A 15,274-nucleotide genomic window follows, 5' to 3' on the forward strand; every position below is an offset into this window, starting at 1 on the left:
TAACCCCCTCTCACTTTTTAGCCAACTAAATACGTGCCCGTTCCAAAAGCAATTTGTACTGACTTCTCGTTGTGCAACTCCATTCGACACACGCATACTTTATTTCCTGAGCGAATCAGCTTAGCACTAGCAATAAATACCTCGCCTTTGCCTGGACGTAAATAGTCGGTGCGTAAATCTATGGTCCCCAGTGTGGCTAGCTTTTTATGTACACTGGGTAAATCTGCATCGTCTAGCTTTCCTATAACGCTGGCGGCAGCAAGCATTCCACCCACATTATCAAGTACCGCCGAAATAACCCCACCATGGAGAATTTTTTGCGCGGGGTTGCCTATTAACACATCTTGCCAAGGAAAGGAGATTTTAGCTTGTTCAGTACTAAGTGACTCCACCGCTATTTTTAAAAATTGGTTAAAAGGCATGTTATTAACAAACAACGCCCCAACTTGTTCAATCAACATTTCTTTATTCATTATTATTCTCTATGTTTTAAGGTGGTACGATGAGTAAAGCACAACTTGAAGCTGTTGTAACCTCCTCGATTATCATTACCGATGTTTACACCAAGTAATGAAAGCTAAAGACATCCTGATAAAAAACCACTAAAATAGCGCCGATGAATACACTAACCCCCTCTCCCAATACGCTGGTGCGTAAACCTGAAACTGTACTCAAACAAGTGTTTGGTTACAGTGAATTTCGCGACGGTCAAAGTGCAGTAATTGATGCTGCGATTAATGGCCAAGACTCGTTAGTATTATTGCCTACCGGTGGTGGTAAATCGGTGTGTTACCAAATACCCGCACTAGTATTAGAGGGGGTAACCATTGTTATCTCTCCGCTCATTTCTTTAATGCAAGATCAAGTAACTCAATTACAAGCTCTAGGCGTAAAAGCCGCTTATATAAATAATAGCTTAGCCCGTGAAGAACAGCAGTTAGTCTATCAGCAGTTGCATCAAGGACTAATAAAATTACTTTATGTTGCCCCAGAGAAAGTGCTGCAAAGAGAATTTTTAGAGCGCTTATCACATTTAAATGTCAGTTTGTTTGCTATTGATGAAGCACACTGTGTTTCTCATTGGGGACATGACTTTAGGCCTCATTATTTTAGGTTAAATGAATTAAAGCAACGCTTTACACATGTACCTATGATGGCACTCACTGCCACCGCTGATAAAGCCACCCGCTTTGATATTGTTGAGCAACTCAAGCTACAGCAGCCATATATTCACACCGGTAGCTTTGACCGCCCTAATATTCGTTACACCATAGAAGAAAAATTTAAACCTATGGTGCAATTACTTCGTTATTTGAAAGAGCAAAAAAATCAAAGCGGTATTATTTATTGCACCAGCCGCAAGCGAGTTGATGACATTGCTGAAAAGCTTGCCGATGCAGGTCTTAATGCGGCGGCTTATCATGCGGGAATGAGCAACGAACAGCGTCAATTTGTGCAAACTGGATTTGCCCGTGACGATATTCAAATTGTGGTTGCCACCGTTGCCTTTGGTATGGGAATTAACAAGCCTAACGTACGTTTTGTACTGCACTACGACATTCCAAAAAGTATTGAAGCGTATTATCAGGAAACCGGTCGCGCTGGCCGTGATGGGCTCGCTGCAGAAGCCATTATGTATTTTGACCCCGCTGATATAGGCCGGGTTAGGCGCTTTTTTGAAGATATTGACGATGAGCAACGCCGTCGTGTAGAAGAGCAACGTTTCAATGCCATGGCCAGTTTTGCCGAAGCGCAAACCTGCAGGCGTCAAATATTATTAAACTACTTTAGTGAATACCAACGAGAGCCATGTGGTAACTGCGATATTTGCTTAAATCCACCAAAAAGCTTTGATGGCAGACTGGTGGCCCAACAAGCACTTTCGTGTGTGTATCGGGCACAGCAACGATTTGGTTTAGGTTACATTGTAGAGTTATTGCGCGGCGCAAATACCAGCCGCATTCGTGATAACAACCATCATGAACTCAGCACCTATGGCATAGGTAAAGACAAAAGCAGTGAGTTTTGGCTGAGTATTTTACGCCAACTTATTCATCAAGGGCTATTAAGCCAAGATATAACCCAGGGCGCATCACTACGGCTTACTGAAGCCGCACGCGCTATTTTAAAGGGTGAATATGCGCTGCAACTGGCAGAACCACGCCTACAAGCTAAGCACGTTTATCAGGATAAATTAGCGCAGTTTAATTACGATAAAAAGTTATTCGCTCGCCTACGAGCACTACGTAAAGAATTAGCCGATGCCGATGACGTACCTCCTTATGTAGTATTTAACGATAAAACGCTGGCCGAAATGGCGCAGCTTATGCCTACCAACGATAGTGAGTTTTTAAAAGTGTCGGGAGTTGGTTTTACTAAATTAAACAAATATGGCGGTGAGTTTTTAACCGCAATTCGACATTATCTAGCAACGCAATAAGCCCCTTATGACCGAACTTGAATACGATCACAGACATCAATGTATTATTGTTAAACCAACAGAGTTGCCGCACGATGAAGACTTTGAGTTGTGGGGAACGTTTTTTGCACAGCGACGAAATTAGCATTAGTGAATTTGCAGCTGGGGCTGATCGTCATCAACTGCGTTTTAACTATGCTAACCACACGTTTAATTTAAATTTTGAGCATTACAGTCAAAGTGTATGGATTAACGGCGAAGGTCAAGATGCTGACAACCTATTGGCAGCGTTAACATTTTATTTAAGCTAAGGCCAACGTCTATTTACCGCTAATACCTTATAATCGCTATAAAAAATAAACTAAATTGGCACTTTTACTTACATATTAATAACAATGATGTAAGCTAAGAGTAAGTGTTTTATTTTGCAAAATAGCGCTAAAGAGGGTCAATGCTAAATAGAAAATGGATTGCACGTAGTTGTTTTAGCTTTTCTATTTTGAGTATGTTTATGCTCAGCGTTTGCGCGCAAGAAACGCCACTAGCTCAAAGCTGTCCAAATGGTGACCCATTACAAACTAATGAAATTAATTTGCGTCGCCAAATCGAGTCTCAACCTCCACCGCTTACGATAAATAGTAACGCTAAAATTGCCTCAATTAATCTTAAACAACTTAATGTTTTTAATACCGAACTCGAAGCTGAAAACAACGCACTATTTCGCTTTGCTAATCGTGCACATATACAAACTGAGCCTGAGGTTATTAAAAGCATTTTATTGTTTAAAGCGGGTGAACCTTTTAATCAAAAAGCCTTGGCTGAATCTGAGCGGCTACTGCGTAAACAAAACTATTTATATGACGCACAAATTGTTGCCAACGAAAACTGCGATGGCGATGTTGATGTAACCGTGGTGACCCGCGATTTGTGGACTTTGCTACCCGAGCTTAGCTTTAGCCGCAGCGGTGGCGAAAATAAATCAAGTATCGGCTTTCGCGAGTCTAACTTATTTGGTTGGGGCAAACGATTATCGTTTGCTCGCAAAACCGACAGTGATCGTAATGGTTATTTATTTGTTTACGATGATCCAAATATTTTTTCAACCCGCTACAGAGGTCGCGTAGAGTATGCCGATAACAGTGACGGTAAAAGCCATCTAATTGAGCTAACTTATCCGTTTTACGCCATCGATACACCTTATAGTTATGGTGCCTTGAGTTACTCGACCCAGCGAGAAGAGGCACTCTATCTCAGGGGCGAAAAATTTAGTGAGTTTGAACAAACCACCGACCTAAATCAGATATTTTTTGGCCACTCCAAACCCCTTAGCCATAATTGGACTCAGCGCTTGAGCCTTGGTTATATTGATGAGCAACAAACATTCAAAAGCATCGATGAAACCACTGTGCCGCTAGCTGAAAATAGGCAACTTAGTTACCCTTATGTAAGCGGCCACTGGTTTGAAGATAACTTTATAAAAGTGCGTAACTTTGACAGTATTTACCGTACCGAGGATTTAAATTTAGGTTGGAATATCAAAGCTACACTGGGTTATTCTGATGAATCAATTAGTAACGACGATAGCCGCGCTATTTACTCGTTTAACTTTAACAAAGCACATTTTAGTGGTGATAATACCCTATGGCGATTTCACGCAGATATTCAAGGTTATTGGAATAAAGAACAAAAACAGCTTGAAAACTTAATCACCACAAGCCAAATTCAATATTATTTAAATACCAGTATTGATCAGTCTTGGTATGTAAAAGCAAGACTACAATACGCAAAAAACCTCACCAACGATAAGCAGCTCACTCTCGGGGGCGAAACAGGTTTACGCGGTTACCCTATTGAGTTTCAACATGGCGATCGGAGTTTTTTAGTCAGCTTAGAAAAGCGCTACTATTGGGAGTATGACTTACTACAACTGTTTAAAGTGGGAGGCGCAGCCTTTCTAGATGTAGGTCGCGCATGGTATAACAATGACTCGAATACCCTGTATCAAATTGAAAACACACCCGTACTTAAAAATGTTGGACTCGGTTTACGCCTTGCGCCAAGTCGCGCCAATGCAGGTACCATGATCCACCTTGATATTGCCGCGCCACTAAATAAATATAACGATGTTGACTCGGTACAGTGGCTACTGAGCGTTAAAAATTCTTTTTAAATCACTACTGCGCACAGAGCTAACACGTTACACTTTGCGCCTATCATTATTGTGAGAATACGTTTTGGAATTAATCTCTCTTTTAGAGCTTGTGAGCACACAATATAAGTTAATCGTAACTGTAATTGCGCTGTTGAGTTTTCCGTTACTGTTAAAGCTAACTAAAAAATTACTCGAAAAAGCCATTAGAGGTAAAATCGATTTACACAGAAAATACCGAGCAGAGTTACTATTAAAAATAATACTCGCCTTTTTTATGTTGTGTTTAGTATTAGTTTTTTGGGGAATAGAGCTGCGTGGTTTATTAGTATTAGGTTCTTCCTTATTTGCCATGTTAGGCGTTGCGCTGTTTGCTGCTTGGTCTCTATTGAGCAACTTAACCGCGTTTTTATTGATGTTTATTCAAAATGACTGCCGTGTAGGCTATTGGGTTAGAATCGTGGATGGTGCCAATGCCATTGAAGGACGCATTATTGAAATGGGGCTGATGAATGTATTACTAGAACACGTTGATGGGCATAGGGTGATTTATCCAAATAACTTATTTGTTACCCGCCCAGTGTTAGTTCTCAATACAGAGCCAAAACCAACAAAAGCGCCTAAAATTAAACGCATTATTGGCCCAAAGCCACGTAATTAAATAACAATTACAAAAAAGCCGCTTCAGCTAATTGAAGTGACCCCCAATAGTTGGACATTCCAATTACTGGGGGTCTTTTTATGTCCAAACATCACCGAGCTTTCAAGCTCAAAATAGCTGAACTCGCTTTGTCTGAAAGCTCTTCGGCGGTAAGTAACAGATTTAATGTTACAGATAGGCAGGTCCGATATTGGACCGCTATTTATCGAATTCATGGCGCTGAAAGCTTCAGGTCTGTTCACAAACCTTATTCTCTAGCATTTAAGGCTGAAGTGTTAAAAACGATGACAGCAAACAGTTGGTCACTCGGTTATACCAGTGCTTTCTTCGATTTATCGTCCCCAGGCATTCTTTTTCAATGGCAAAAGCTTTATGCTCGTGATGGTATATCACGTCTTAAACCACAGAGAAAAGGTAAGCCATTCATGACAAATAATTCTTCTTCATCAAAACTAGTAGAGCAAATGACTGAGGAGGAGTTACGAGAAGAACTAGCATACTTACGAGCTGAGAATGATGTGCTAAAAAAGTTAGAAGCCTTGGCTCAAGCCAGAAAGAAAAAAGCAAAGACAAAACGATAGTCGTCGAAGAGTTCAAGGCAAAGCATAGCTTACGACACCTTTTAAAGGCGACAGGGCTGCCAAAGAGTGTTTACTATTATCATCGCACTACTTGTAAGCAACCCTGTGCAAGCAATGATTTACTGGTAAAAATACGTGATATTTATCACGCGCATAAAGGGCGATATGGCTATCGCAGAATTACGAGTGCCCTGAGAGCAATGGGAGTATTTGTTAATCATAAGCGCGTTCAACGGTTGATGAATGAGTTAGGACTCAAGTCAAAAGTAAGGCCTAAGCGCTATAAATCCTATAAAGGTGAAGTGGGTAAAATCGCAGAAAATACGCTTAACCGCGAGTTTACTGCGCAGAAGCCAAATCAAAAATGGGTGACGGATGTGACGGAGTTTAAAGTGGATAATGAGAAGGTATATCTATCGCCTATGATTGACCTATTCAACCAAGAGGTAATCAGTTACGAAGTCAGAAAATCCGTTGCACTCCCTTTGGTAACTGACATGCTTAAAACAGCAACTGCTAGGTTGAAGCCAAATGAAAAGCCAGTTGTACACTCAGATCAAGGGTGGCAATATCAAAACAAACAATATCAAAATCACCTTAAGGAAAAAGGATTGCAACAAAGTATGTCTAGAAAAGGAAATTGTTTAGATAATGCGGTTGCTGAGAACTTCTTCGGCATATTGAAGAGCGAGATGTACCACAACGAAACGTTTAAAGACGTGAATGATCTTATTGAAAACATTAAAGAATATATCCACTATTACAACAATGAGCGTATTAAACTGAAACTAAAAGGCCTGAGTCCGATACAGTATCGAAATCAGGCCTTGGCAGCCGCTTAGAAATGAGTCCAACTTTATGGGGTCACTTCAAATAAACTTAAGCGGCTTTTTTAATTCTTACGGGTGAAGTTAATTATTCAGCTCAGCCGTTTTCAGTTCATCATCTAAATCATTTATCTCATCAATAAACGTTTCTAGCTGCTGCTCTACCAGGCTATTTGCATGTGCAAAATAAGCAATGTGGAATACGGCATCGCCTTCATTTACTAAAGGCATGGTTTGCTGACCAATAATAATACCGCTACGTGGAGCGAGTAATTCAAGCTCAGAGTCACCTAATGGGCTACTTATATACGCCAGTATTTGCCCCTTTGTGACACGTTCACCTAACGATACTTGCGCTCTTACTATACCGTCAACCTCAGCACGTACCCAACTTGTTGAACCAGCAATAATCGGCTCAGGTAGTTTTTTTGGTCGTTTACCGCGCATCATTTTTAAATGACGCATAACATAATCAACCCCTTGTACTCCCGCTGCAATCGCAATCGGGTCAAAGCGCAGCGCCTCACCGGCTTCATAGGTAATAACGGGTATGCCCAAATTAGCCGCTTCACTGCGCAATGAGCCATTGCGTAACGACGCATCAATAACCGCAGGTGTGCCAAAAGCCTTAGCCATTTGCGCTGTAGCTTCATCGGCTAAATTAGCGCGTATTTGCGGTAAGTTAGTACGATGAATCGCCCCCGTATGCAAATCTATAATATGCGTACAATGCACAGCGACTTGGTTAAAAAACATATACGCCATACGACCTGCTAACGAACCACGTTCAGAGCCAGGAAAACTTCGATTCATATCACGGCGATCGGGCAAGTAACGAGATTTATGAATAAAACCAAATACATTCACAATCGGCACCGCTATTAATGTGCCACGCAACTGGTTAGGATCGATCTTAGCCAGTAACTGGCGCACAACCTCAACCCCATTAAGCTCATCGCCATGTATTGCCGCACAGACCATCAATACAGGGCCTTCCATAACACCGTTAACCACTTCAATAGGAATATTAAGCGGTGAATGGGTATAAAGCTTTGCAGCTTCTAGTGCGAGTGTTTTACGTTCACCTACACCAATGCTTTCACCTAACAGGGTGAAAGGTCGGTTAATTTTAACCTTTGCCACGAGTTGCTGTTCCTTTCACTGAGGCCGTTTTTTCGATGAAATCAATCACCATACCCGCAATATCTTTACCAGTTGCCACTTCAATCCCTTCTAGGCCTGGCGATGAATTTACTTCCATAACCAAAGGGCCGCGAGATGAACGGAGTAAATCAACGCCAGCAACGTTTAAACCCATTGCTTTTGCTGCAGCAACCGCTGTTTTACGTTCTTCTGGGGTAATACGTACCAGTGTAGCGCTACCACCACGATGAAGATTAGAGCGGAACTCGCCCTCTTGTGCTTGGCGTTTCATCGCAGCAATCACTTTATCGCCCAATACAAAGCAACGAATGTCTGCACCACCGGCTTCTTTAATGTACTCTTGCACCATGATATTGGCTTTTAAACCCATGAATGCTTCAATAACACTTTCAGCTGCTTTACGTGTTTCAGCCAATACCACACCAATACCTTGAGTACCCTCAAGTAACTTAATAACGACCGGTGCGCCGCCTACCATTTCTAATAAATCTTTTACGTCATCGGGCTTGCTGGCAAAGCCTGTAACCGGCATACCTACACCTTTACGTGATAGTAATTGCAAAGAACGTAATTTATCGCGAGAGCGAGAAATAGCCACAGATTCATTAACAGGGAACACTCCCATCATTTCAAATTGGCGTAATACAGCACAACCATAAAATGTAACCGATGCACCAATACGTGGCACGATAGCATCGAAATCTTTTAGATTTTCACCACGATAATGAATTTCAGGTTGCTCTGAGTTTATGTTCATATAAGAGCGTAACGCATCAATAACTTTCACTTCATGTCCGCGCGCCTCAGCAGCTTCAATTAAACGACGCGTTGAATATAATTTTTTGTTACGAGATAAAATACCAATTTTCATAGTTAAAACCTTAACTAAATTATGTTGAGTAAGCACATGAAAGTGCATTTGCTACTCAACGAATCCTTATAATAAGTGTGATAAAGCCGGATCAACGACTATACGATTTTCCATTGCTGTGCGCCCTAACAACATTCTAAACTTCATTGACGCACGACTTGTTAATGTAATTTCTATTGGCCAACTAAATTCGCCTGCATGCAATGTAGTTTCAATAAAGTAACGCAATTCTTTTTGGCCACTAGAGCTGGTAACGTACTTCATTTTTTTAACTTTGGCATTGCAGGTAATTTGCGTTTGCTCGTCTTCTTGCAATGGTTGGGCTGTAAATTTAACCCACTTTTCGCCATCTACTTCGTACTCTTCGATATTAATTGCATGAATACAGGAAGTACGCGCACCAGTATCTATTTTTGCTTTAATTTGCTCGATACCTAGCTCGGGTAAACTTAACCACTCACGCCAACCAACTGTTATTTTTGTCGTCATAAATGCGCCCTTAGTAAAAAAGTGTTTTATACGCTACCGCTAATAAAACACCAGCAAAATAAATTCATCCACTCGATAAGTCGATTTGATTGATCTTTTAAGTTTACTCGGTTAACAATGCCCTCTAATGTGTACACTTAACCATAGGCTAAAAAATAACTTTTTGTTGCTTAACTCTTCAAAGTAAAGCTAAGTTAAATACACTACAGTAAAACTGTATTAAAAACATACTATCAATGAGAAATTATTATGATTAACGGCTTACTTCATGCGCTTATTCTTGATGAACAAGGCGGCGCTCGCCCAATAGAAAACAGTAAACAATTACATCAATGGCAACCTACTGATGGAAAACTGTGGGTACATATGGATTACAGTCAAAAAGAAGCCGTTGATTGGTTAAAAAACTGCGGCCAATTAAACGACTACGAACTTGAATCACTCACCGCAGATGAAACACGTCCTCGCATTACTCCTACAATGAATGGCCATATGCTGTTTTTACGTGGAATCAATTTAAACCCAGCGCAAAGCCCTGAAGACATGGTGTCTATTCGCCTATTTATTAATAAAGACGTGGTGATCACTACCCGTAAGCGCCGATTATTATCAGTGCAAGATATTCTAACCTCGTTAAATAATAATGAGGGGCCAAGCAGTATTTCTGAACTAGTGTGTAGCTTAGCGCAAAAGCTCACTTCACGTATGCAAACGGTAATAGATGAACTAGATGAAAGCTTAGATGATTTTGAAGAAGAAATTGATGAGCCTAGTAAAAAGTTTGATAACCAAGGCTTGTCGCAACTTCGCCGCCAAACAATCGCGCTAAAACGTTACTTAAAACCGCAAAAAGAAGCACTCAGCAACATGGTTAATAATCATTACCCGTGGCTGTTTGACGATGATAAAGCCAAGCTAAATGAAACCACCAATTTACTTATTCGCTATTTAGAAGAGCTCGATAGTTCAATAGAGCGTGCACTCGTTATTCAGCAAACCATTACTAACCAAGTGTCTGAGCAATTAAATCAGCGTATGTATGTGATGTCGGTGGTGGCTGCTTTATTTTTACCACTGGGATTTTTAACTGGGTTATTGGGGGTCAATGTTGGCGGTATACCTGGCACAGATAGTCCCTATGCATTTACCGCATTTGTGGTGTTTTTGGTTGTTTTGACTGGTGGGATTGGTATTTACTTTAAAAATAAAAAGTGGCTGTAATTACAATACAGATCTAACAGCACAAAAAAGGCGAACATAATTGTTCGCCTTTTGCATTGGTAACCCTGTCTTGTCCTGAAATGTGTTTACACATTTAGGACTTATTTTATGAAAACCACTAAAACTAAAGACGTTAAGCGTACTCAACGAGATTATACATTAGGCTTTAAATTATCCATTGTTGAGCAAGTAGAAAAAGGCGACTTCACATATAAACAGGCGCAAAGTCATTACGGTATTCAAGGTCGTAGCACCGTTCTGGTATGGCTGCGAAAACATGGTAAATTAGATTGGTCTAAACCAACTTATATAGCCAACATGCCTAAATCAAAAGAAACCCCAGCACAAAAAATTAAACGTTTAGAGCGCGAGGTAGAGGAGTTACGCCTAAAGGATTTAATCAAAGATGAAATGATTAATATTATGGATGAAGAATATGGAGCGGGTTTGCGAAAAAAGTACATATCCGAGCTATCACGCGCGCAAAAGAAAACCAGCAAGTAAAGCTTACTCCTTTATGCCGTGCATATGGCATAACGCGACAAGGTTACTATCAAGCTATGCGCAGAATAGATTCTCGGAATAAAGCGTTGAAGCCAGTCAAAGAGTTAGTGATGTATTGGCGGCAATTCATGCCTCGTATTGGTGGGAAGAAACTTTATCTGATGATAAAGCCAGAGCTGCAAGAGCGTGACATTAAACTAGGCCGAGATTGTTTTTTTGACTATTTGAGAGAGCATGACTTGCTTGTAAAACCAAAGAAAAATTACACTAAAACAACAAATAGTAATCATTGGATGCACAAGCATCCCAATTTACTAAAAGAATACAAACCTACTGCGGCCGAGGAAGTCTTCGTTAGTGATATTACATACGTAAAGTCATCGCAAGGCGTGCATTACCTGTCGTTAGTCACTGATGCTTATAGTCGAAAAATAATGGGTTATGAGCTCAGTGATGAAATGAAGGCAACTGATGTAGTCAAAGCGTTAGAGATGACGATTAAGCAGCGGGTGTATAAACGTGATGCTATTCATCATTCAGATAGAGGTTTACAATATTGCTCTGAAGTATATCAAGGTATGCTATTAAAGGAGGGAATTAGGCCATCTATGACCGATGGATATGACTGTTATCAAAACGCATTAGCTGAGCGTATTAACGGGATATTAAAACAAGAGTTTCTACTGTATAAATGTCGTAATATGGCAGAGTTAAAAGAGCTCGTTGAAGAATCGATATTTATATACAATGAAATGCGACCGCACTTAAGTTTGAATATGAAAACACCAAATCAAGTGCATAAAAAAGACCTGGCGCTTTCGCACCAAGTCTTTCATTAAAACCGTCAACCTATTTCAGGACGGGACACCCTTACTCTTGAAAGTAAGTGCCCCAACCATCGTATTCTACGTCGCATTCAACAGCAAGCTGTGCAAGTTTATCAACGTCTTCCATTATAACGTCAACATCTAATTCGGCTTCAACAACAATGTCAAAACTCCAAATTTTTTCACCGTCTTCAAGCTCAAGTTCTGCTGGCTCTTCTACATCGTAACCTAGTTTAAACGCAGCAAGTGCAGCTTGTTCTAACTTAGTAAAGTCTTCACATACAAAGTGGTGTTCTACTTCATAAAGAATTTCCGGATCGGAACCATCTTCAAGTAATGAAGTTACGATGTCTTCACTTATTTCACGCCAGTTTTCCATTATTTCTCTCTCACTTGAGCATCTAATTCTGTTATTTTAGCAGCCATAATGCTGTGCACACTTTTAGCATGTTCACGTGCACTGATACTGTTATCAAGTGCTATGGGGGCTAACATTTCAATGTAAATTGTACCATTATCCCAGCGATTTAGTTTAATGGTTTTATCGGTTGTGTTCATACATACTGGCACAACAGGTACCTCTGCACTCATTGCTGTATGAAACGCACCGGTTTTAAAGGGGAGTAAACCACGACCATAACTACGCGTCCCCTCAGGGAACATCCACACCGATAAGCCTTTTTGTTTTATTTTAGCCGCTGCTTTAGAAATAGTGCCTGCCGCTTTAGAGCGATTTGCTCTGTCGATTAAAATATTACCCGACAACCAATAAAGCTGACCAAAAAATGGGATCCACTTCAGACTTTTTTTGCCAACACTCACACAATTTTTTGGCACCATCGCTGGAATAGTAAATAAATCGTAGCTATTTTGATGATTCGCTACATACACAGCAGGCCCCACCTTAAGCGCATCGGGATGATATTTTAGTTCTAATTTAACCCCAAGCATTTTAGCCACTGAACCAAACCAACTTGCAATAACGTGCACATTATTAGGATGAAATGGTCTAAATATTGATAATAACAAACCAAAAAAACAACTTAACAATATAAACAACAGCATTATTAAAATACGTATAACAGCTAGCAAATGCGCCTCTCCAATATAACCACAATCATGTATTGCTCTATTATAACGTTATTTTGTTGCGTAGACGAGAAAATAGCGCACAAGCGTGCGCTGAAATAAAACAGTCATAAAAAAACGGCTTACCTAGGTAAGCCGTTTTCTAATTTCATCTAATTTGATCTCAGGATTAACTTGGCTCTGCGTCTGAGCTTGGTTCATCTACTTGCTGCGGTGTTAACTCTACCACAGCTTCATCAACGCGCTGTAAGCCACGAGGTAACTTATTCCCCCTGCGCCCTCGCTCACCATGATAGTGCTCAAGGTCGCTTGGTTTAAGGGTCAGCTTACGTTTACCTGCATGCAGCGTAACACTACTGCCTTGTGGTACAACAGCTAATACTTTTACAAACTCTTCGCGGGCTTGCACTTTCGCACCCGGAATAGAAATAATTTTATTGCCCTTACCCTTACCTAGCTTAGGTAGGTCACGCAGTGGGAATAACAACATCCGCCCTTCGTTAGAAATCGCCATACAGTAGTCAGTAGCCACGTCGTTAACGCGAATTGGCGAAAGTAATACACCACCTTTTGGCACACTCACTAACGCTTTACCGTTTTTGTTTTTGCTCACTAAATCTTTAAAGTCAGTAATAAAGCCATAACCAGCGTCGGAGGCCATTAACAACACTTGAGCGTCTTCACCCATAACTACATGCTCAAAGCTGGCGCCCGAGGTTAAGTTAAAGCGCCCTGTCATTGGCTCGCCTTGGCTTCGCGCTGAAGGGAGGCTATGAGCATCAGTAGCAAATGCACGCCCTGCTGAATCTAAAAATACCGCTGGTTGATTACTTTTACCTCTCGCTGATGCTCTATAGCCATCACCAGCGCGGTAATTTAATCCTTCCACATCTAAGTCATGCCCCTTACCAACACGTGCCCAGCCTTTATCTGATAACACCACGGTTACTGACTCTGATGGTATTAAATCTTTTTCGCTTAGTGCTTTAGCTTCTACACGCTCAATCACTGGCGAGCGGCGATCATCACCATACATTTCTGCGGCTTCTTGAATTTCTTTTTTCAATAAGGTCGACATGCGACGGTCTGAGCCCAGTGTTTGCTCTAATTTGTCACGCTCTTTCGCCAATTCATCTTGCTCACCACGAATTTTAAACTCTTCAAGTTTTGCTAAATGACGAAGTTTTAATTCTAAAATGGCCTCTGCTTGAATATCTGTTAAATCAAAGCGTTCCATCAATATTGGTTTAGGCTTATCTTCAGAGCGGATGATTTCTATGACTTCATCAATATTTAAAAAGGCAGCTAGTAAACCTTCTAAAATATGTAATCGTGCCAGCACTTTATCAAGTCGATATTGCAAGCGACGACGTACCGTTTCGCGTCTAAAGGTTAACCACTCAGTTAAAATACTCCGTAAATCTTTAACCTGTGGACGGCCATCTAAGCCGAGCATATTTAAATTTACGCGGTAATTTTTTTCAAGATCGGTGGTGGCAAATAAGTGTGCCATTAATGGCTCAGCTTTAATTCGGTTTGAACGCGGCACAATCACAATGCGGGTCGGATTTTCATGATCAGATTCATCACGTAAATCAGCAACCATCGGCAACTTTTTAGCATTCATTTGCGCTGCAATTTGCTCAAGTACTTTTGCACCCGAACATTGATGCGGTAACGCAGTAATAACTATATCGCCCTGCTCTTCACAATACACAGCGCGCATTTTAATTGAGCCACGGCCAGTTTTATAAATTTTGTGAATATCAGCTTTTGGCGTAATTATTTCAGCATCAGTTGGGTAATCTGGCGCATGTACTAAATCCAGTAACTCTTCGAGTTCTGTTTTTGGTTTATCAAGTAATAAACAACAGGCACTGGCTACTTCACGCACGTTATGCGGCGGTATATCGGTTGCCATACCTACCGCAATACCGGTGACACCATTAAGTAATATATGCGGTAAGCGCGATGGCAATACTAAAGGCTCATCCATGGTGCCGTCGAAGTTTGGCGTCCAATCAACGGTCCCTTGGCCTAACTCTTTAAGTAATACTTCAGAGAATTTAGATAAACGCGCTTCAGTATAACGCATTGCCGCAAACGACTTAGGATCATCTGCAGCCCCCCAGTTACCTTGACCATCAACTAACGGGTAGCGATAAGAAAACGGCTGCGCCATAAGTACCATGGCTTCATAACAGGCACTATCACCATGAGGATGGTATTTACCTAATACATCACCCACGGTACGGGCTGATTTTTTGTATTTAGCACTTGCCGATAACCCCAATTCACTCATCGCATAGATAATACGACGCTGAACGGGTTTTAGGCCGTCACCAACGTGCGGTAAGGCACGATCCATGATCACGTACATTGAATAATTTAAATAAGCGTCTTCGGTAAAACGCCCCATTGTTTGCTGTTCAATTCCTTGCATTAGCAAGGTATCTGTATCACTCATTAAAG

At 41.0% G+C, this 15,274-nt stretch carries 14 protein-coding genes and 1 pseudogene; 8 read left to right on the top strand and 7 right to left on the bottom strand.

What is annotated here, in order from left to right:
• Positions 1-17 precede the first annotated feature (17 nt).
• The gene (locus AC0L7Q_RS13100) at positions 18-473 is read right to left on the bottom strand and encodes a thioesterase family protein (protein ID WP_171039605.1); all 456 of its coding nucleotides are present in this window, start codon (positions 471-473) and stop codon (positions 18-20) included.
• Between the two features lie 143 nt (positions 474-616).
• Here AC0L7Q_RS13100 and recQ point away from each other — a divergent pair, with 143 nt between their 5' ends.
• From recQ to AC0L7Q_RS13130, 6 genes and pseudogenes are all read left to right on the top strand, one after another.
• Positions 617-2,440 (top strand): DNA helicase RecQ, encoded by a 1,824-nt coding sequence (recQ, locus tag AC0L7Q_RS13105; RefSeq protein WP_413400770.1) that lies wholly within the window; start codon positions 617-619, stop codon positions 2,438-2,440.
• A 7-nt stretch (positions 2,441-2,447) separates the two neighbouring features.
• A pseudogene (locus AC0L7Q_RS13110) lies at positions 2,448-2,730 on the top strand (DUF3630 family protein).
• A 140-nt stretch (positions 2,731-2,870) separates the two neighbouring features.
• Positions 2,871-4,589 (top strand): POTRA domain-containing protein, encoded by a 1,719-nt coding sequence (locus tag AC0L7Q_RS13115; protein WP_413400772.1) that lies wholly within the window; start codon positions 2,871-2,873, stop codon positions 4,587-4,589.
• A 64-nt stretch (positions 4,590-4,653) separates the two neighbouring features.
• Positions 4,654-5,229, top strand: a complete 576-nt coding sequence (locus AC0L7Q_RS13120) for a mechanosensitive ion channel domain-containing protein (protein WP_409423880.1) — start codon at positions 4,654-4,656, stop codon at positions 5,227-5,229.
• Positions 5,230-5,309: 80 nt separating this feature from the next.
• Complete coding sequence (locus AC0L7Q_RS13125; protein ID WP_409423191.1) at positions 5,310-5,810, top strand: transposase; 501 nt, start codon at positions 5,310-5,312, stop codon at positions 5,808-5,810.
• Positions 5,807-6,652: an IS3 family transposase gene (locus AC0L7Q_RS13130; protein WP_409425547.1), complete on the top strand. Its 846-nt coding sequence runs from the start codon at positions 5,807-5,809 to the stop codon at positions 6,650-6,652. Before AC0L7Q_RS13125 ends, AC0L7Q_RS13130 begins: the two co-directional genes overlap by 4 nt.
• A 69-nt stretch (positions 6,653-6,721) precedes the next feature.
• On the opposite strand, the gene AC0L7Q_RS13135 is transcribed toward AC0L7Q_RS13130, so the two are convergent.
• The 3 genes from AC0L7Q_RS13135 to AC0L7Q_RS13145 all read right to left on the bottom strand — a co-directional run bounded on the left by AC0L7Q_RS13135 (position 6,722) and on the right by AC0L7Q_RS13145 (position 9,161).
• On the bottom strand, positions 6,722-7,780 hold the full coding sequence (locus AC0L7Q_RS13135) for a succinylglutamate desuccinylase/aspartoacylase family protein (RefSeq protein ID WP_413400773.1): 1,059 nt from the start codon (positions 7,778-7,780) through the stop codon (positions 6,722-6,724).
• Entirely contained in the window at positions 7,767-8,672 is a 906-nt protein-coding gene (gene rimK, locus AC0L7Q_RS13140) for a 30S ribosomal protein S6--L-glutamate ligase (RefSeq protein ID WP_008467750.1), read from the bottom strand. The genes AC0L7Q_RS13135 and rimK overlap by 14 nt, the downstream gene beginning before the upstream one ends.
• A 66-nt stretch (positions 8,673-8,738) precedes the next feature.
• Positions 8,739-9,161, bottom strand: coding sequence for an ATP-dependent zinc protease family protein (locus AC0L7Q_RS13145; protein WP_010391555.1), 423 nt, complete (start codon positions 9,159-9,161; stop codon positions 8,739-8,741).
• A gap of 249 nt (positions 9,162-9,410) precedes the next feature.
• Between AC0L7Q_RS13145 and AC0L7Q_RS13150 the strand changes: the two genes are divergently transcribed.
• Together AC0L7Q_RS13150 and AC0L7Q_RS13155 are read left to right on the top strand one after the other, a co-directional pair.
• On the top strand, positions 9,411-10,382 hold the full coding sequence (locus AC0L7Q_RS13150) for a zinc transporter ZntB (protein ID WP_010391556.1): 972 nt from the start codon (positions 9,411-9,413) through the stop codon (positions 10,380-10,382).
• A 108-nt stretch (positions 10,383-10,490) separates the two neighbouring features.
• Positions 10,491-11,725 (top strand): IS3 family transposase gene (locus tag AC0L7Q_RS13155; protein ID WP_409423192.1). Its coding sequence is split into 2 segments (ribosomal slippage): positions 10,491-10,842 and positions 10,842-11,725, totalling 1,236 coding nucleotides; the frame shifts between segments, so codons are not numbered across the junction.
• 31 nt (positions 11,726-11,756) lie between these two features.
• On the opposite strand, the gene rraB is transcribed toward AC0L7Q_RS13155, so the two are convergent.
• The 3 genes from rraB to parC all read right to left on the bottom strand — a co-directional run bounded on the left by rraB (position 11,757) and on the right by parC (position 15,269).
• Entirely contained in the window at positions 11,757-12,092 is a 336-nt protein-coding gene (rraB, locus tag AC0L7Q_RS13160; protein WP_008110603.1) for a ribonuclease E inhibitor RraB, read from the bottom strand.
• Positions 12,092-12,805: a 1-acylglycerol-3-phosphate O-acyltransferase gene (locus tag AC0L7Q_RS13165; protein ID WP_413400774.1), complete on the bottom strand. Its 714-nt coding sequence runs from the start codon at positions 12,803-12,805 to the stop codon at positions 12,092-12,094. The genes rraB and AC0L7Q_RS13165 overlap by 1 nt, the downstream gene beginning before the upstream one ends.
• 166 nt (positions 12,806-12,971) lie before the next feature.
• Positions 12,972-15,269, bottom strand: coding sequence for a DNA topoisomerase IV subunit A (parC, locus tag AC0L7Q_RS13170; RefSeq protein WP_010391560.1), 2,298 nt, complete (start codon positions 15,267-15,269; stop codon positions 12,972-12,974).
• Positions 15,270-15,274 lie beyond the last annotated feature (5 nt).

This window comes from Pseudoalteromonas sp. KJ63-1 (assembly GCF_055808145.1).